Raw genomic sequence first — 17,695 nt, 5'->3', positions numbered from 1 at the left:
CCGCTCCGCCGGGGCCGGTCGCGCCCGCGCGGCCGGCCCCGGCACCTCCTTCGCGAAAGGCGGTGGCGCCACCTCATGAGCCGCACTGCCCTGCTCGTCCTGGCCGACGGCCGCTTCCCCGCCGGCGGGCACGCCCATTCCGGCGGGATGGAGGCAGCCGTCGCCTCCGGCCGGGTCCACGACGCCTCGAGCCTGGAGGCGTTCTGCCGGGGGCGGCTGCACACCGCGGGACTGGTCGCGGCCGGCCTCGCCGCAGCGGCCGCCGACGGCTACGACGCCCTCGCCCTGGACGAGGCCGCCGACACCCGCACCCCCGTACCGGCGCTGCGCCACATCGCGCGCCGCCTGGGCCGACAGCTGATGCGCGCGGCCCGGGCCACCTGGCCCAGCGCCGACCTCGACCACCTCGCCCGCCACCGGCCCCAGGGCGCCCACCAGCCGGTCGTGCTCGGCGTCACCGCCCGCGCCGCCCGGCTCACTCCACTCGACGCCGCACAGGCCGCCGCCTACGAGAGCGTGGGCGGTCCGGCGACCGCCGCGGTGCGTCTGCTGAGCCTGGACCCGTTCGACGCCACCGCCGTGCTGGCGCGGCTCGCCGGCGAACTCGACACCGTCGCCGACGCCGCCACCGATACGGCGCGACGCGTCGCTGTCGAGGGCGTCGGTGTTCTGCCTGCCTCCTCGGCACCCCTGCTGGACATCGCCGCCGAGCAGCACGCCGCCTGGACCGTCCGGCTTTTCGCTTCCTGACCAGCTTTGATCGACGCCTGGAGCACCTGTGCATCTCGACCACCCCGTGACCATGCCGCACCGCCACACCCACAGCGCCGAGCCGCTGCTCGCCGACGGCAGCCGCCGCGCCCTGCGCATCGGCTTCGGCGGGCCCGTCGGATCGGGCAAGACCGCGACCGTGGCCGCACTGTGCCGCACCCTGCGCGACCGGCTCTCCATCGCCGTGGTCACCAACGACATCTACACCCAGGAGGACGCCGCCTTCCTGCGCCGCGAGGCCGTCCTGCCACCGGAACGGATCACCGCCGTGGAGACCGGGGCCTGCCCGCACACCGCCATCCGCGACGACATCTCCGCCAACCTCGAAGCCGTCGAACACCTCGAACAGAGCCTGCGACCGCTCGACCTGATCCTCATCGAGTCCGGCGGAGACAACCTCACCGCGACCTTCTCCCGCGGGCTCGTCGACACCCAGGTCTTCGTCATCGACGTGGCCAGCGGCGACGACATCCCCCGCAAGGGCGGCCCCGGCATCACCACCGCCGATCTCCTCGTCGTCAACAAGACGGACCTGGCCCCCTACGTCGGCGTCAACCTGGACACCATGAGGGCCGACACCCGCAAACAGCGCAAGGACCTGCCGTACGCCTTCACCAGCCTCACCACCCCCGACGGCGTCCAACCGGTCGCCGACTGGGTCACCAGGTGCCTCGCCGCCTGGCACGCCGCCGGATCCACCCGGTGAACGCCACCACCGCGCGGATGCCGGCCCTGCGCTCGGCGCCGGCCGCCGAACCCCTCCGAACCGACGGTGCGCCATACGAGCGGCGCTCCACCGGACCCGCCCCGGCGCACCCTTCCGGAGTGATCGCCACCGCCCGGATCCGGGCCGGCCACAACGGCCGCACCACAACGGTCCCCCTCCTGCACCACGACGGCCCCTTCCACCTGCGCCGGCTACGGGCCCGCGGAGGACAGGCGCGCGTCCGCGTACTCGGCGCGATGAGCGCGCCGCTCGGCGGGGACCGGCTCGCCCTCGACATCAGCGCCGAGGCACACGCCCGTCTGGAGGTGACCACTGCGGCCGCCACCATCGCCCTGCGTGGCCCCACCACCGCCCCAGCCACCTACGACGTGAGGGTCAGGGTGGGCGATCACGCGATGCTGCACTGGCTCCCCGAGCCCCTGATCAGTACCCGGGGCAGCACTCTGCACCAGACGTTCGTCATCGACCTCGCCGCCACCGCCCACCTGCTCATGCGAGAAGAACAGCTCCTGGGCCGCTCCGGCGAGGCGCCGGGCCACCTCTCCACCCGCCTGACCGTCCGCCGCGGCGGACGACCGATCCTGGAGCAGCACACCGCCTACGGCGACCCGGCACCGGCATGGGACGGCCCCGCCGTCCTCGGAACCCACCGCGCCACCGGACAACTCCTCCTGGTCGACCCGCAGCTGCGCAGTCCCCGGGAACCGCATCTCATCGGCGACGACCCGGCCGAGGGCCACGCGGTACTGACTCCCCTGGCCGACCCCCAGGCCCTCATCGCGACCGCAGTGGCCCCGACACCGGCCCAACTGCGCCACCTCCTGGACGCCGCCCTCGCGTACGCCTACCAGACGCCGACGCCACAGGCCCAGGGCGAGCAGTGACTCCGTGGCGGCACATCCGGCCCGGGGGCAGGGCCCGGGGCAGGCATCGCGCCGTCCAACGACGCTGCCCTCTTCGCGCAGGACCACGAACTCTTCGAGCCGGCGGCGAGGACTTTCGGCCTCGACGCGCCCCGGACTTCCGCGCCAGCGTGGTCGCGAAGCAGTCGGCACGGCGGGCACCGCGCGCAGTGCACCGCCGAGGTCACCTCAGGGCGTGGGCTTCGGAGGACAGCGGCCACGACGGTCAGGTCACGACAGCGATGTCTCGTTCAGCAGGGTCCGTATGGCCGGGATGCTCCCTTTGACCCGAGCGTGGGCCGCCTGGCCTGCGGGGGTGATGTACAAGCGGGTGTCGGAGGACCGGCTGATCAGGCCGTCGGCAAGGAGGGCATCCGCCTCGGCTTGGAGGTCGTCGCCCGGGAGAACGTACTGCTGAAGAAGGTCGCTCAGTTCCTGGAGGGTACGGTCGGAGGCATCGGCTCCCAGATCGTTCGGGGCCAGGTAGCGAAGGATCCAGTACTGCGGCTGGGTGAGGCCCAGTGACGAGAGTTGGCGGCGTATGGAAGCGATGCGGTCCGTCTTTTCTGCAGCCATGTGCACAGGATTCAACCTCAAGCCGGGTCGAGGTCAAGCGAGGACCGACGACGGCCTGCTGCTGCCGCATCCGCGAACGGGCGGTAGCCCGGCGGGCGGGCGGTGGCTGCACCGGTTCCCGGCCGGGGCGACCGCCGCCGGGCCGGCCCTGGCCCGCGGTAGCGCGGGCCGGGGCCGGAGATGGTCATACGGCGCAGGCTGAAGGCCCTGCCCGGCGGCCGGCCTGTCGCGCAACGACGTCTTCGGCCTGGGACCGGACCTGTTGCGACACCTCCCAGGCATCGACACCATTGATCCGCCTGCGCCACCGGCTTCGTGGCATCACGGAGCAGTACACCGTGAACTCACGCTCGTGGAGAGTGACGTCGGCTACGACAAGGATGACCACGTCGGCACGGCCGATGCAGGTGTACGTGTGCGGCGCAGCGGACAGCTTTGCGCGCCCTTTCAGCCCGGCGGTGAAACGATCGGCGAGATCACCAGCGGTGAAGCCGTACGGGTTGATCCCAGCGATCTCGAACCGATGGTGGCCTTCGGTCATGTCAGGGGTCATGGGCCTGCCGACACGGCGGGCCGTGAGCTTCGAGGACAGCAGGTGAGCCGTGGCGAGCGGGACCGGGATCAGCAAGAGGGCGCAGGCGAGCATGAAGCCGAAGGGTCCGAGGGACTCCCCTGCGCTCACGTCAGGATCCAGCGCCAGGCCCGCAGCGAGGACCGCGCCCGCCAGGACGCCCACGGCCGTGGCCAGGACGAGAGCGGCACGCAGCGCGCGCAGCCATATCAGAAAGGGAGCGGAATTGCGCAAGACCGTACACCTCAGCGTGAATGCATCAGGGCAGGACCGCAAAGGGCCTTCCTGAAGGGGCAAGTAGCCGACGGTTGCCGACCCGGCAGTATCCCAGTGCCCCGGCACCCCCTCTACAGCCCGGTGGAGGACGACCGGATGCGAACGAGCCGGACGGCGAGCTGGTCGTATGGGACGCCGCGGGTCACCTCACGGAGAGCCCCGGTATGCGCTCGGAACGCATCGGGCGCCGCCGCGGAAGCCGTTGTGCTGTTCCACCCGCTCCACTACCCGACCGACCTGGCGGCGCAGTGCGTGGCGGCTATGAACCCGGGGTCCGTCCTGCAGGCAGGGTGATCAGTCCTGCTCCGCCGCCCGGGCATCGACCCTTGTGTCCTGCGGTGTGGGCGCGCCCCGGCCGTGCACGGAGGGGGAACCCATATGGCGCACAACCTGCCACCCCTGGCACACCGAGGTACGGGCGCGGCGCCCAGAAGCGGCGGCGGGCCCTCGCGGCCGGTCCGCGCACGGTCCCGACGCCACAGCCGCTTCCGGACAAGTCCTAGGCGTCGGCGAGGAGGGGGTCGTACGGGGCGCTCGTACGCCGGCCCGACATGAAGGAGAGGAATTCGCCCACGAAGACGCTCCGGCCGTAGGCGCCGTCGGTGGCGGTCAGGTCGCGGTGGAAGGCGGTGCGGAAGAGAGCTCGGTACTCGTCCGCGTCGATGGTCCCGCTGCCGTCCTTGTCGGTGGCGTCGAAGAGTACCTCGGCGACGCGGATGAGCGCGGGTCCGGCCAGGGAGGGGACGGCGGCGGCGTACTCGGCGGCGCTGACGCGGCCGTCGCCGTCCGTGTCGAGGGCGGCCTGGAGCTCTCGCCACCAGGCCGCGAAGGCGTCATAGAGACGGGTCTCCTCGGGTTCGTCCAGGTCGAGGCGGGTGGAGAGTTCGCGGGCCATGGCGGCGAGGTCGGGCCAGTCGAGGTGGCCGTCACCGGTCTGGTCCAGCACCTGGCGGAAGAACTCATCCGCCGAACGCCGGCCCTCTCCTGTGCCCGCCGAGGGTGCCGGGCCGGGACCGGGGTCGGCGTCGCCGCCCAGCGGTGTGACGAGGCGGATCAGGGCCGACGCCCGCTTCATGCGGGCGTGCAGGGCGGCCACGGTCCGGGCGCGGGGGTCGTCGCTGTCGGGCGCGAGCGAGAGGATTTCGATGATGCTCTCCGCGTTGATCCAGCCTGCGGGCAGGAAACGGGTGAGCCCGGCGGCGAGGTAGGCGCCCTGCATGAGGGTCGGCGCGCCGGGCATCTCCGGCAGGCCGGCCCGGCGCCGGTACGGCTCGGGGAGCGAGGCGACGGTGATCGCGCCGAGGAGCGGACCGGCGACGGCCCGGCCGGCCGCCCAAAGCGTTGGTGCGCCGTCGAGCAGCGCGGGGGCGGGCAGGTGGTCGAAGAGCCGGTAGAGGATGACGCGGGCCGCCTCCGTGTTCTCCAGTTCGTCCTCGACGACCCGGTCGAAGTACCGCCAGAAGTCGTGCAGGTCGTCGGGGAGTTCCCCGGCGTCGCCGTCGAGCGCGGCGAGGAACTGCCGGTACTCCGCGTACATCCGCTCCATCGTGTCCTGGTCGAGCGGCTGGCCGCTCAGCCGGCACATGGTGACGGCGCTCTCGAAGAGGGTGGCGACCACCCAGGCGCGGGTCGCGCGGTCCATCGCGTCGTAGGCACGGCCACGGGAATCGGAGCCGCTCATGCGGGCGTGCAGCCGGTTGAGCCGGGCGGCCTCGCGTTCGCGTACCGCCGGGTCGGCACCGAACATGCGCCGCATGCTGAGGAAGGTGTTGCGGAGCCGCCGCCAGGGGTGGGCGACGAAGGTCGAGTTGTCGAGGAGGGCGGCGCCGATCTGTGGGTGAGCGGCTTCCAGCACCGTGGCGCGGATCATGGCCAGGGCCCAGCGCGGATCGTCGAAGAAGGTGTGGAACTGCGATTCCGGGCCGAACAGGGGCGCCTCGTCGGCCGTTCCCGTGTTTCCGGTCGTCATGATGGGTCTCCGTCCGTCCGAGGCGCCACGCCGCCGTAGCGGCGGTCGCGGCACCGGTAGGTGTGCAGGCAGGCGAGGAAGTCGGGGGCCCGGAAGTCCGGCCAGAGCACCTCGGGGAAGACCCACTCGGCGTAGGCGACCTGCCAGAGCATGAAGTTGGAGATGCGCTGCTCGCCGGAGGTGCGGATGACCAGGTCCACGTCGGGGGTGTCGGGGAACGGCAGGTGGTCCGCGAAGAGCTGCTCGGTCACCTCGTCGGCGGGCGTCCCGCTGCGGATCAGCGACCTTGCGGCCTCGACGATGTCCCGGCGCCCGCCGTGGTCGAAGGCGACGGTCAGCGTCATCCCCCGGTTGTCGGCGGTCAGCGTGGTCAGGTCGTCGAAGTCGCGGGCCAGTTCAGGGGGAATGCGCGGGTCGGCGACCCCAAGGAAGCGACAGCGGATGCCGCGGGCGAGGAGCAGCGTCGCATGCTTCCGCACGACCTGCCGGACCAGGCGCAGCAAGTAGTCGACCTCGGCGCCGGGGCGGCTCCAGTTCTCAGTGGAGAAGGCGTACAGACTGAGCCACCCGACGCCGGCGGTCCGGGCCGCCTCGATGACATCGATGACGGTGGTCTCGGCGGCCCGATGGCCCGCCGTACGGGGAAGCGAACGCTGCTGTGCCCACCGACCGTTGCCGTCCATCACGCAGGCCACGTGCAACGGCAGCGCGTTCGCCGGTTCACCGCCGCGCCGCTGCTCGCCCGGCCCCCCGCTCCACCGTTCCCGGACCGGCCCGTCGCCCTGTCGCTGCCCGCCGGACCCGTCGCCGTACTGTCGCCCGTCCGGTTGGTCCCTCGTCGTCGCGCGCGGCCGCGGGGCGCTGTAGTCAGTCACGTCCGGCCCCGCCCCGCCGGAGTGGCACGACCCGTCCACCGCGCTCGGTCACGCCCACCCTGTCTCGCCGCCCCCGCCTCGCCTCACGCCCCACCGGCGCGTCTCTTTCGAGTCTGACAGCGCGGCGGAACCTGACCGGCTGATACGGGTGGCCATCACCCTTAGCTCGTACGTCCGAGTCCCTCGTGTCCGTACCGGGCGGCGTTCCTCCGGTGACCGCGATCGACCACCTCGTCCGCCTCTGCCCACCCCCGGTCGAGCGGCCGTCCCCCGCCGTCCGGACTCGGGTGGTACGCGCCCTCGGCCGCCACTCCCGGCCCCGCGCGGCTGGTCGACGCATGCACAGCAGCGGGGCAGGCGAGCGGTGGTCCGCTCGGCCGCCCGCTGTCCGAGGTGTGTGGTCAGGGCCGCACGAGGGTCCGGGGGTCGGTGCGTGGCGGTCGAGCCGACGCACGGTCGCGCGCTCGACGCCGTGACCGAGACCGGCCGCGCGGTAGACGTCCCGGCGGCGCTGGCCTGACGACCGCCTATGCCATCCGTTTCGGACGTAGGAGAGTGGGCCGATCCGAACTGGCGTGCTGCGAGCGCGGTCCGTCGCCGACCTGCCGTGGCGTCCGCGCCTCGGGTGTCACCACCTCGGCGGCTGCGCCCACCGCCTCCTCGACGGCGGAGTCGAGGTCGGCCACCGGCAGGTGGCGGGGCGGTACGCCTCGCCACCACCGACACCGGGCCCGCAGCGACCGCCTCGCCCTCGCGCTACCGCCCGCGCCGTGGCGGGCGGCGGTCCCGCCGGGCTCTCCCCACGCCGAAGCCCCGCGCGGCGGGGCCGGGCGGGGCTTCGGCGGAGACGTCGGGCTCAGGTGTCAGGCGTGTCGCCGGCCCCACAGAGGAGTGACCACGGCAATGAGGGCGGCGGCGATGCCGATCTGGAAGATGTGGCGGATCCAGTCGATGCCACCGGTGTCACGGACACCGAAGGCAGTGGCGAGCGCGTTGCCGCCGACGGCGCCGACGATACCCAGCAGAACGGTCAGCCACAGGGGAATGGGCTGGCGTCCGGGCAGCACGAGCTTGGCCAGCAGGCCGATGATGAGTCCCGCGATGATGGCCCACAGGAATGACAAGGCAGCTCCCTCAGTTGATCCCCGACCTTCGGTGTCCTCCTCGTGCCCCGTCATCGACCCGGTAAGCGTCGGAGATGACGAGGGCGCCGAGCACGCGGACGGGAGCGGGAGTGTCCCGGCGGCGTGAGCACTGTCGACGGCCGCTGCCGCCACGCTCGCAGGCCGCGCCGCCCCGTTCGACGGGGGACGGCACCGCCCGGGGAGGGATCACTCCAGCGTCATGTGCAGGCGTACGACGAAGCCCGAGTGGAGCGTGCGCGTCTCCACCAGGTCGCAAAGCTGGTGCATCATCCACACGCCCCGGCCGCCGGCCGCGGAGAAGGGATCGGGACGCCGCCGGCCCACGAGCAAGTCGGTCATCCTGCCGCGGTCGCGGGTTTCGGCGATCAGGGTGTCCGACGTACGCCACAGTCGTAGCGTCCCCTCCCCGCCGCCGTGCCGGACCGAATTGCTGGTCGCCTCGCTGACGGCCAGGAGCCAGTCGGTGCGGCGGGCCGGTGCCAGTCCCGCCGCCTCGGCCCAGTGCGTGGCCGTGTCCCGGGCGACGGCGAGGTCGTGCTCCGCGAAGCGCAGGACGACCGGGTCCTCCGGTTCGGGCAGCGTCGTGTCGCAGTCCCGGCACACGCCGTGAGGGTCCAGGTTCGCCGGACTGGGCCGGTACTCGCCGGGACCGCCGATGACCGGATGGGTGCGGTGTGCCAGCGCCAGCACCCGCCGCGGAAGCGCGCTGTCGTACGGGCACAGGATGGTGGCGTCGCGGTGAGCGAACGCGAGGTTGATCAGTGCCTCGTGGCGGGTGGCCTCACGGACCTCCGCGGCGCTGCGCCCCACCCATATCGGCTCGCCCACCAGGAACGGATGCCGATCGCCACTCCGGTCGGCGAACGCCTGCAACATCGACAGGATGCGTCCGGGGTTCCGGCCGGCGTCCCGCATGTCGACCCAGGTGACGCCCGGCCGGTCGGCCCCCAGGCTGTCCTTCAGGAGCCGCAGACGCTCATCCGGCACAGCGACGAGTACCGGCCGGTCCTCCAGGAGCGCGGCGCGGACGAAGTCTCCCACGCCGTTCAGGTAGTCCTCTTCGGTCGTGTAGAAGAGAGCCGGGTGGTGAAAGGTCGCTCCCTGCTCCGGATGGGAGGGCAGGTGTGTGGCTGCCGTCATCGGCCGGTCACCTCCAGGCCCGATGCCAGTTCGGGAAAGAAGTGCAGCATCCGGGTCAGCGCGGGCGGCGCTCCGAGGACGTGGACACGTGCGGGAAGCCGCCGCATCGCGGCCTGGGCGATGTCGGCCAGTGCGGCGACGTCGAGGTGATCGAGGGCCGACAGGTCCAGGGTCACCTGTTCCGTCGGGGACCCGGCCAGGGCGGCTGCCGCGGACTCCACCGTACGACGACTCTCGTAGCCGGCCGATCCGGAGAGTCGCAAACCGGGCCGGTCGGACAGAGGAGCGACGGCAACGCTCGGGGCAGGGCCGGCAGCGCTGCTCGCGCCGACCCGCGTCAGATGTGCTCCCGCCAGCACTTCGAGTGCGTCGTGCGGCACGACGCGCTGGTCGTAGAAGCAGGATGCCGTCAAGGGCAGGCGCTCGAAGACTTCCTGGTGAATGCGCAGTTCGTACTCGAGCAGACGATCGGCACCGGCGATGTCACGGACCGCCCAGGACATCTCACCGATGGCCCGCAGGGCCCGGTGCCCCCGCGACGCGGCCGATTCCACAGCCACCCGCCACAGCTCGATCATGGCGTCGGGATCGAAGCGGCCGCCGGTCAGGTACGTCTCGGCGGCGGTGGTCACCACGAACTGTCCGCGCCGCACGGCGGACGCCGCGTCGACGCCCCGATCCGTGAGTGTGCGCATGACCTGGCCGGGCTCGGTAGCGTCCGCGAAATACTGAACCTGTTCGCCGTGCTCCAGCCCCGCGCGAACGAAAGCCACGAGGTGGTCGGCCCACTCGGCGTCGGTGGAAAAAATAGCGGCCGTATGCCTGTCGGCGGCCGACTCCATGCCCTCAGCAGCGGGCACCCGCATCGTGACCACCCACCCTTTCCCGTGACCCCGCGGGCGCACGTCGCCCCGCCAGCGTACAAGCCGGACCGTTGCTCGCAGCGTCCGGCTGGACGCCGACGCCGCCGTGACGCGCACGGGGACCGTGCCGCGCGGCGGTGACGGCCTGCTCGGCAGGCGCGCGGGCGGCCGGACACGGGGAGCCTCCCCCGTCCCGGGCGCGGCGGCCGAGCCGAGCCGGTGGGCGTACGGCAGGCGTCCCGCCGCACCGCCGGTTTCCGTGCCCGGCACCCGTAGCCCGGCCCTCCGTCACACCTGGCAACATGATCCCTTGCCGCACCGGGTCACCTGCCCGGTCCCGCCGCACTTCGCCGCCGTCGCAAAGACCGAACAGAGGAGGGTGGGCTGTGCCTGCTCCACGGATGCGTACGACACCGCTGCCCGGTATAGGGGTCCAGTACGACCTCACCACCCGCGAACACCGGCACCTGTCGGTGATCGCCCATCGGGACGGGACAAGGACGGTGAACGTCTACCGGGCCGACGACCCCGATGCCTGCGCGCAGTCGCTGCACCTGACGGGAGCCGAGACGACCTCGCTGATCGACGCGCTGATGCCCGACCACCACAGTCCGAGCCTGCTCCACACCACCGAACTGGGCCTGGTCGCCGAGCGGATCGAGCTGTCCGCGCATTCGTACTGGAACGGCCGGGTGCTGGGTGAGACCCGGATGCGCACCGAGACCGGTGTGTCGGTGGTCGCTGTCCTGCGCCGGGCCGAGGCCCGTCCCTCCCCCGCGCCCGACTTCCGGCTCGCCGGCGGGGACACCCTCATCGTGATCGGCACCCGCGAGGGCGTCGACGCGGCCGCCGCGATACTCGGACGGGAGTGATCGCCCGTGCACTCCGCGGTCTTCCTGATCGAATTCGGCGCGATCATCCTCGGTCTCGGCCTGCTCGGCCGGGTCGCGGGCCGGCTCCAGTTCTCCCCGATCCCGCTGTACCTGCTGGCCGGCCTCGCATTCGGCACGGGCGGCCTGCTCCCGCTGGGCGCGAGCGAGGAGTTCGTCGCCATCGGCGCGGAGATCGGTGTCATCCTCCTCCTGCTGATGCTCGGGCTGGAGTACACCGCCAGCGACCTCGTCTCCAACCTCAAGACCCAGTATCCGGCCGGCCTGGTCGACTTCACGCTGAACGCCCTGCCGGGCGCCGCCGCCGCGCTGCTGATGGGCTGGGGCCCGGTCGCCGCCGTCGTCCTCGCCGGCGTCACCTGGATCTCCTCGTCCGGCGTCATCGCCAAGGTGATGGGCGACCTGGGCCGCCTGGGCAACCGCGAGACCCCGGTCATCCTCAGCATCCTGGTCCTCGAAGACCTCGCCATGGCCGTCTACCTGCCGATCGTCACCGCCCTGCTGGCCGGCGTGAGCCTGGCGGCCGGCAGCGCCACCCTGGCCATCGCGCTCGGCGTCGCCGGTGCGGTGCTGTTCGTCGCCGTCCGCTACGGACGGCTGATCTCCCGCTTCGTCTCCAGCGACGATCCCGAGAAGCTTCTTCTCGTGGTCCTCGGCCTGACCCTGCTGGTGGCGGGCATCGCCCAGCAGCTCCAGGTCTCCGCGGCCGTCGGCGCCTTCCTGGTCGGCATCGCTCTCTCCGGCGAGGTCGCCGAGGGCACCCACACACTGCTGAGCCCGCTGCGGGACCTGTTCGCCGCGGTGTTCTTCGTCTTCTTCGGCCTGCACACCGACCCGGCCAGCATCCCGCCCGTGCTGCTGCCCGCCCTCGCGCTGGCCGTCGTCACCGCCCTGACGAAGATCGCCACCGGCTACTGGGCCGCGAAGCGCGCCGGCGTCGGTGTCAAGGGACGCTGGCGCGCCGGCGGGACGCTGGTGGCCCGTGGCGAGTTCTCCATCGTCATCGCCGGCCTCGCCGTCACCGCAGGTATCGAACCGGCGCTGGGCCCGCTGGCCACCGCGTACGTGCTGATCCTGGTGGTGATCGGGCCCTTGACCGCCCGCTACACCGAACCCGTGGTGGCTTGGATCACCAAGCGCCACAGCCGTGACGAACAGCGCTCGGCCGCGAAGCAGTCCCCGGCCGAGCGGCGAGAGGCCGTCCCGGATCAGGACCCGGCCGGCCGCGCGTGAACGAGGACGACGGGGGCGCTCACCAGCACGGACGGCGTGGCCGGAAGCCGAGGCCCCCCGGGCTCGTCGATCGCCAGGTCGATGTGTCGTCCACACCCGGCCGACCGGCGGGGCCGGGGTGCGCTCACCGGGGCGGCTGGACCTGGACCCGGACCCACCCGTAGGGGCCGCCGGGCCACCGCCCCTCCGCTCGGTCAGCGGGGAGCGTGCCGCCCTCGTACGCCGGCACCTCACGTACCGCCCGGCCGAGGAACTCCACCACGTCCGTCAGGCTGTGCGCGGGCCCCGGGACCTTCCCGTCCGCGCGCACCCGCCGGCCGTCCGGGGGCGACGGCGGTGGACGATCACGAGCCGGTGACCGGGCGTGCCCCCCGGCCCCACCGCCGGCCCCTGGTGTCGGGGAGGCCGTCCGGCTCGTCGACGTGGGTGTGGACCGTGGTCCCGGGTGCCACGGGGGCCGCCGGGGGTCGGGCGGGCCGACCGATCATCCCGGTTCACCGGTGCCGCCGACGGGGTTCACCGAGGGTCCGATGGGATCGCGGGCTCGCCCGAGGGCCTCTCGGGTGTGGGGAGCAGCGGGATGACCTGGTCGATTCCCGCGATCCGGAAGACCCGCTCCAGGTGCGGCCTCAAGCCGGCGATGCTCAGCGTGGAGCCCGCGCTCTTCGCTTGGTGATGGCCGGTGATGAGCGCCGTGAGACCGGTGGAATCGCAGTAGTCCAGGCCCGACAGGTCGACGATCACACCACCGCTCGTGGCGAAGGGTACGGACGTGAACGTCTCGCGGAGCCGGTGGGCGGTGTGGTGGTCCAGTTCTCCCGCCACGCGAAGCCGGACCGGCCCGTCGGCGTCGGACTGCTGCGTGATGGTGAGAGTGCGCTCGATCTCGGTCACCGTTCGTCTCCTGTGCGGCGGATGCGGAATGCGGATACGGATGCGGATACGGGGCAGGGACCGTGAAGCAGGGCATGCGACAGGCCGGACGGGGGAGGGTGGGAAGTGTGCCTCCGCCGACGCCCGCCGTCGCCCCTGTGTGCGGTAGCGCTCCGATGCCGGGCCGGGACGGGTGCCCGGACCGTTGGCCTATTGTACGAAGTCGCATCGGCTCGCGGACGAAGCAGTGACCGGAGTGGACAGGAAGGTGTGGCGTGGCACGCTCGGAAGACGCTGGGCACGAGTTCCCGGCGGCGGCCGGCGAGGTGTTCGCGGCCGACTCCGAGGTCGGCGGGGACCTGACGGTCGTGGACTGGGCGGCGACACCCCTGGGGCCGCCGGAGGACTGGCCGCAGAGCTTGCGGACCGCGGTGAACATCCTGCTGTCCTCGAGGTTCCCGATGTGGATGGCGTGGGGGCCGGAGCTGACGTTCTTCTGCAACGCCGCTTACCGCCGCGACACCCTGGGACGCAAGTACCCCTGGGCGCTGGGCCGCCCGGCCGGCGAGGTGTGGGCCGAGATCTGGGACGACATCGGCCCGCGTATCGACACCGTCCTCACCAGCGGGGAAGCGACCTGGGACGAGGCACTGCTGCTGTTCCTCGAGCGCTCCGGCTACACCGAGGAGAGCTACCACACCTTCTCCTACAGTCCGCTGCGCGACGACGACGGTGCCGTGGTCGGCATGCTCTGCGTGGTCAGTGAGGACACCGAGCGGGTGATCGGCGAGCGCCGGATGGCGACCCTGCGTGATCTCGGTTCCGACCCCAGCGTCATCCGCACCGAGCAGGAAGTGCTGGACTTCGCCGGCCAGCAGCTCGCGGGGAACCGGCAGGACCTGCCCTTCACCCTCACCTACCTGTACGACGACGACGGTTCCGCCCGGCTGGCGGCGGCCACCGGGCTCTCCACCGACCATCCGGCCGCGGTCGGCACCGTGCCCGCCGACGCCCAGGACGCCCTGTGGCCGGCGGCGGCCCTGGCTCGCGGTGAGTCGGCACTGATCGACCTCCGGGGCGCCCCTTTCACCGGTCTTCCGACCGGAGCCTGGGAGCAGCCCCCCGTGCAGGCGCTGGTCGTGCCACTCCTGCAGCAGGGCAACTCGCCCTTCGGGTTCCTGGTCGCCGCCCTGAACCGCTACCGGACCCTGGACGAGGGCTACCGCGGCTTCGTCGAACTCATCGCCGGGCACCTCGCCTCGGGGATCGGCAGCGCCCGCAGCTACCAGAGTCAGCAACAGCGGGCGGAGGAGCTCGCCGAGCTCGACCGGGCCAAGACCACGTTCTTCTCCAACATCAGTCATGAGTTCCGCACCCCCCTCACGCTGATCATGGGACCGGTGCAGGAACTGCGCAGCCGCCTGGCCGACGACGAACCGGCCCTGCGCGACCTTGACATCATCCACCGCAACGGGCTGCGTCTCAGCAAGCTCGTGAACACCCTGCTCGACTTCTCCCGCATCGAGGCCGGCCGCATGCGGGCGGGCTACGAGCCCGCCGACCTGGCCGCGGTGACGGGGGAACTGGCCAGTGTGTTCCGCTCCGCCATCGACAAGGCCGGCCTCGACTTCCGCGTCGACTGCGTCCCCCTGGGGCAGCCGGTGCACATCGACCGTGACATGTGGGAGAAGGTGATCCTCAACCTCCTGAGCAACGCTCTGAAGTTCACCTTCGACGGCTCCATCGCCGTCACCGTGCGCGAGGAGGAGGGCCAGGCGGTCGTCACCGTCGAGGACACCGGCATCGGCGTTCCGGAAGCCGAGTTGCCCCGGCTGTTCGAGCGGTTCCACCGCATCGAGAACGCCCGGTCCCGCTCCAACGAGGGCAGCGGCATCGGCCTGGCTCTGGTCCGGGAACTGATCGGGCTGCACGGAGGCACGATCACCGCCCGCTCGGCCGAGGGCCGGGGCACCTGTTTCACCATCCGCCTGCCCTTCGGCACCGGCCACTTGCCCGCCGACTGCCTCGTCCCCGCGTCGGGCTCCGCCGCCGCACTGGCAGGCGCCGACCCCTATGTGCAGGAGGCCCTGCGCTGGCTGCCCGGCGACACCACGGAGGACTACCCGGCGCAGGTGCTCACGCAGGAGGCGGTGACCGCTCACGCCTCGGCGTCCCTCGCCCCGGCGCGGGTGCTGGTCGCCGACGACAACGCGGACATGCGGGAGTACCTCACCCGCCTCCTGACCGGCGCGGGCTACCAGGTACGGACCGTCAACGACGGGAGGGAGGCGCTGGAGGCCGTGCGCCGGGAGGTCCCCGACCTCGTCGTCAGTGACGTCATGATGCCCCGCCTGGACGGCCTGCAACTCGTCGCCGAGCTGCGCGGCGACGCCCGCACCGCGCTGCTGCCCGTGCTGCTGCTGTCCGCCCGGGCCGGGCAGGAAGCCTCCATCGAGGGGCTCCGGGCCGGGGCCGACGACTACCTGGTCAAGCCGTTCGCCGCGGCCGAACTCCTCGCCCGGGTCGAGACGAACGTGAAGCTCGCCCGGCTGCGTACGCACCAAGCGCGCTGGCGTACCGCGCTGGTGCACTCCCTCCAGGAGGCGTTCTTCGTCTGCGACGAGCAGGGCGCCGTCATCGAGATCAACACCGCGTTCACCGACATCCTCGGTTACGGCCCCGAGAGCCTGCCCTACGAGCCGATCCACCCGTGGTGGCCGGACGCGGAGAGGGACCCCGAGGCGTACCGTCAGGTGGGAAAGGCATTCGACCAGCTCCTGGGCGTACCGCAGGGCTCGTACACCATCCCCGTCACCCACCGCGACGGGCACCGGATCTGGGTGACCGCCAACTTCGCCCAGGCTCAGGACCCCGACTCGGGGCGCCGCGTGACCGTCGGCACCTTCCGCGACGTGACCGCCGAGCACTACGCCATCCAGCGCGAGAGCGCCCTGGCCTCCCTGAGCACACTCCTGTCGCGGGCCTCCAGCCTCCCCGAGGCGCTCTCCGGCGCCCTGCGCGAGCTGAAGACCCTGTGGCGCGCCCGGAGCGCCCTCGCCGCGGTCTTCCCGGGTGGCGGCGAACCGATCGTCACGGGCACCGACGACGCGACCTGGCACGAACTGCCCGAGGACCACCGGCGTGCGATCACCGACATCCGCGAGCGTCCCCTCCTCACCCCGGTGCCCGACCGCACGGGTGCCGGCATCGTCATCGAGCACCCCAGCGGGCCGATGGTCGTGTGGATCGACCTGGGCGAACACCGGCCCTTCACCGAGCAGGACCAGCTGCTGCTCTCCCTGCTGGCCGGTCATCTCGCGCAGGGCCTGACCCGCGCCCACCAGATCGACCAGCAGCGGGAGACCGCCATCGCGCTCCAGCGCGCCATCCTGGGCCCGTCCAACCTGCCCGACGGGTTCGCCGTCCGCTACGAGCCCGCGACCCGGCCGCTGGAGGTCGGCGGAGACTGGTACGACACCATCTCGCTGCCCGACGGCCGCATCGGCATCGTCGTCGGTGACTGCGTCGGCCGCGGCCTGGAGGCCGCGGCCGTCATGGGCCAGTTGCGCAGCGCGTGCCGAGCGCTGCTGTTGCAGGACGCCAACCCCGCCCAGGCGCTCATGGCCCTCGACCACTTCGCCGCGACCGTCCCCGGTGCCCTGTGCACCACCGTGTTCTGCGGCGTCCTCGACCCGGGCAACGGCCGCCTGACGTACTCAAGCGCCGGGCATCCGCCCGGCATCCTCACCCACCCGGACGGCACCACCCGGCTGCTGGAGGACGGACGCTCCACTCCCCTCGCGGTGCGCCCGGGCAGGACGCGTCCGGAAGCCGAGTGCGTCATGCCGGGGCGCGGCACCCTGCTGCTGTACACCGACGGCCTGGTGGAGCGGCGCCGGCGACCGCTGACGGTGGGCATCGACCTGGCCGCCGCGGCCGTCAAGGACGGTCGCGACGTCGCGGTGGACGACCTGGCCACCGAGGTCATGACCCGCCTGGCTCCCACTGACGGCTACGACGACGACGTGGCCCTGCTCCTCTACCGCCACCCGGCGCCCCTGGAGATGTCCTTCCCCGCCGAGTCCTCCCAGCTCGCCCCGGTGCGCAACGCGCTGCGCAGCTGGCTGGACCAGTGCGACCTGCCCCCGAACACGGTCCAGAACATCCTGGTCGCCGCAGGGGAGGCGTGCGCCAACGCCATCGAACACGGCCACCGTGACGCTCCCGGCGACACCGTGCGGCTGCGCGCCGAAGCGTTCGTCCACGACCTGCGCCTCACCGTCACCGACAGCGGCCGGTGGAAGACGCCCCAGCCGGAGCTCAACTCCCACCGGGGCCGCGGCGTCACCCTTATGCGTTCCCTGATGCAGCAGGTCACCATCACCCCCGGCTCCGCCGGGACCATCGTCGACATGCACACGAGGATCGCCTGATGACCACGCCTCTCACCCTCGTCCCCGGCCGGCGCCCCGACGGCACCCCGCATCTCGCCGTCACCGGGGAGATCGACATGAGCAACGCCGGGTCCCTCGCCGATGCCCTGAACGCGACGCCTGGTCCCCTGGTACTGGACCTGACCGCCGTCGGCTACCTCGACAGCGCCGGGCTGAGCGTGCTGTTCGCCCACGCCGACCGCCTGACGTTGATCGCCACGCCCCTGCTGGCGCCGGTTCTGACGGTCTCCGGGCTGGCGGACCTGGCCACCGTCCACGGCCTCGACGACGGTCGGCCCACCTCCTAGCCGCCGCACGGAACGCGATGGGACCGGGCCCGGCGGGGAGTTCCTCGCCCGCGGCCGGGCCCCTGTAGCAGGGGTGACGTGGTCGGGTTCGGGAAGATGGTTGGTGCGGCGTGCCTCAGCACGCCGCGTTGCGGGTCGACCGG

15 protein-coding genes are annotated in these 17,695 nt (G+C 72.3%); 7 read left to right on the top strand and 8 right to left on the bottom strand.

All coding sequences use genetic code 11. The features are described from left to right. Positions 1-75: 75 nt before the first annotated feature. The 3 genes from IE109_RS21380 (at position 76) to IE109_RS21370 (ending at position 2,382) form a co-directional block, all read left to right on the top strand. Positions 76-750 (top strand): urease accessory protein UreF, encoded by a 675-nt coding sequence (locus IE109_RS21380; protein ID WP_189552599.1) that lies wholly within the window; start codon positions 76-78, stop codon positions 748-750. A 28-nt stretch (positions 751-778) separates the two neighbouring features. Then, a complete protein-coding gene (gene ureG / locus IE109_RS21375) occupies positions 779-1,477 on the top strand; it encodes an urease accessory protein UreG (RefSeq protein ID WP_189552597.1) in 699 nt (232 codons plus the stop codon). Positions 1,478-1,596: 119 nt separating this feature from the next. Beyond that, the gene (locus tag IE109_RS21370; RefSeq protein ID WP_229891378.1) at positions 1,597-2,382 is read left to right on the top strand and encodes an urease accessory protein UreD; all 786 of its coding nucleotides are present in this window, start codon (positions 1,597-1,599) and stop codon (positions 2,380-2,382) included. 249 nt (positions 2,383-2,631) lie between these two features. Here the strand turns inward: IE109_RS21370 and IE109_RS21365 are convergent, their stop codons facing one another. From IE109_RS21365 to IE109_RS21335, 7 genes are all read right to left on the bottom strand, one after another. Next, positions 2,632-2,976 carry a winged helix DNA-binding protein gene (locus tag IE109_RS21365; RefSeq protein WP_189552595.1) on the bottom strand — a complete coding sequence of 115 codons (345 nt, stop codon included), beginning with the start codon at positions 2,974-2,976 and terminating at the stop codon, positions 2,632-2,634. Between the two features lie 184 nt (positions 2,977-3,160). Next, a complete protein-coding gene (locus IE109_RS21360) occupies positions 3,161-3,781 on the bottom strand; it encodes a hypothetical protein (protein ID WP_189552593.1) in 621 nt (206 codons plus the stop codon). Positions 3,782-4,322: 541 nt separating this feature from the next. After that, positions 4,323-5,792, bottom strand: coding sequence for an oxygenase MpaB family protein (locus IE109_RS21355; protein WP_189552592.1), 1,470 nt, complete (start codon positions 5,790-5,792; stop codon positions 4,323-4,325). Next, on the bottom strand, positions 5,789-6,475 hold the full coding sequence (uppS, locus tag IE109_RS21350) for a polyprenyl diphosphate synthase (protein ID WP_229891408.1): 687 nt from the start codon (positions 6,473-6,475) through the stop codon (positions 5,789-5,791). The genes IE109_RS21355 and uppS overlap by 4 nt, the downstream gene beginning before the upstream one ends. Before the next feature lie 1,055 nt (positions 6,476-7,530). Continuing rightward, positions 7,531-7,791: a GlsB/YeaQ/YmgE family stress response membrane protein gene (locus IE109_RS21345; RefSeq protein WP_189552588.1), complete on the bottom strand. Its 261-nt coding sequence runs from the start codon at positions 7,789-7,791 to the stop codon at positions 7,531-7,533. A 207-nt stretch (positions 7,792-7,998) separates the two neighbouring features. After that, positions 7,999-8,952, bottom strand: coding sequence for an anti-sigma factor RsbA family regulatory protein (locus IE109_RS21340; protein WP_189552586.1), 954 nt, complete (start codon positions 8,950-8,952; stop codon positions 7,999-8,001). Next, a complete protein-coding gene (locus IE109_RS21335) occupies positions 8,949-9,818 on the bottom strand; it encodes an MEDS domain-containing protein (RefSeq protein ID WP_189552696.1) in 870 nt (289 codons plus the stop codon). Before IE109_RS21335 ends, IE109_RS21340 begins: the two co-directional genes overlap by 4 nt. A gap of 383 nt (positions 9,819-10,201) precedes the next feature. Here IE109_RS21335 and IE109_RS21330 point away from each other — a divergent pair, with 383 nt between their 5' ends. Both IE109_RS21330 and IE109_RS21325 read left to right on the top strand, forming a co-directional pair. After that, a complete protein-coding gene (locus IE109_RS21330) occupies positions 10,202-10,687 on the top strand; it encodes a cation:proton antiporter regulatory subunit (RefSeq protein ID WP_189552584.1) in 486 nt (161 codons plus the stop codon). 6 nt (positions 10,688-10,693) lie between these two features. Next, complete coding sequence (locus tag IE109_RS21325; RefSeq protein WP_189552582.1) at positions 10,694-11,938, top strand: cation:proton antiporter; 1,245 nt, start codon at positions 10,694-10,696, stop codon at positions 11,936-11,938. A 516-nt stretch (positions 11,939-12,454) separates the two neighbouring features. Here IE109_RS21325 and IE109_RS21320 read toward each other — a convergent pair. Continuing rightward, positions 12,455-12,832, bottom strand: a complete 378-nt coding sequence (locus IE109_RS21320; protein ID WP_189552581.1) for an STAS domain-containing protein — start codon at positions 12,830-12,832, stop codon at positions 12,455-12,457. Positions 12,833-13,086: 254 nt separating this feature from the next. Between IE109_RS21320 and IE109_RS21315 the strand changes: the two genes are divergently transcribed. Continuing rightward, positions 13,087-17,244, top strand: a complete 4,158-nt coding sequence (locus IE109_RS21315) for a SpoIIE family protein phosphatase (RefSeq protein WP_189552579.1) — start codon at positions 13,087-13,089, stop codon at positions 17,242-17,244. Next, positions 17,244-17,552: an STAS domain-containing protein gene (locus tag IE109_RS21310; RefSeq protein WP_189552577.1), complete on the top strand. Its 309-nt coding sequence runs from the start codon at positions 17,244-17,246 to the stop codon at positions 17,550-17,552. Before IE109_RS21315 ends, IE109_RS21310 begins: the two co-directional genes overlap by 1 nt. The last annotated feature ends 143 nt before the right edge of the window (positions 17,553-17,695 follow it).

It is taken from the genome of Streptomyces lavendofoliae (assembly GCF_014649735.1).
In the GTDB taxonomy this organism is placed as follows: Bacteria; Actinomycetota; Actinomycetes; order Streptomycetales; family Streptomycetaceae; genus Streptomyces; species Streptomyces lavendofoliae.
This window is presented reverse-complemented; position numbering and strand designations above follow the sequence as displayed.

Bases quoted from the DNA above. Each gene is read 5' to 3' on its own strand.
- uppS (WP_229891408.1), bottom strand. From the start codon at position 6,475: ATGGACGGCAACGGTCGGTGGGCACAGCAGCGTTCGCTTCCCCGTACG.
- IE109_RS21310 (WP_189552577.1), top strand. From the start codon at position 17,244: ATGACCACGCCTCTCACCCTCGTCCCCGGCCGGCGCCCCGACGGCACC.
- IE109_RS21340 (WP_189552586.1), bottom strand. From the start codon at position 8,952: ATGACGGCAGCCACACACCTGCCCTCCCATCCGGAGCAGGGAGCGACC.
- IE109_RS21335 (WP_189552696.1), bottom strand. From the start codon at position 9,818: ATGCGGGTGCCCGCTGCTGAGGGCATGGAGTCGGCCGCCGACAGGCAT.
- IE109_RS21380 (WP_189552599.1), top strand. From the start codon at position 76: ATGAGCCGCACTGCCCTGCTCGTCCTGGCCGACGGCCGCTTCCCCGCC.
- IE109_RS21355 (WP_189552592.1), bottom strand. From the start codon at position 5,792: ATGACGACCGGAAACACGGGAACGGCCGACGAGGCGCCCCTGTTCGGC.
- IE109_RS21365 (WP_189552595.1), bottom strand. From the start codon at position 2,976: ATGGCTGCAGAAAAGACGGACCGCATCGCTTCCATACGCCGCCAACTC.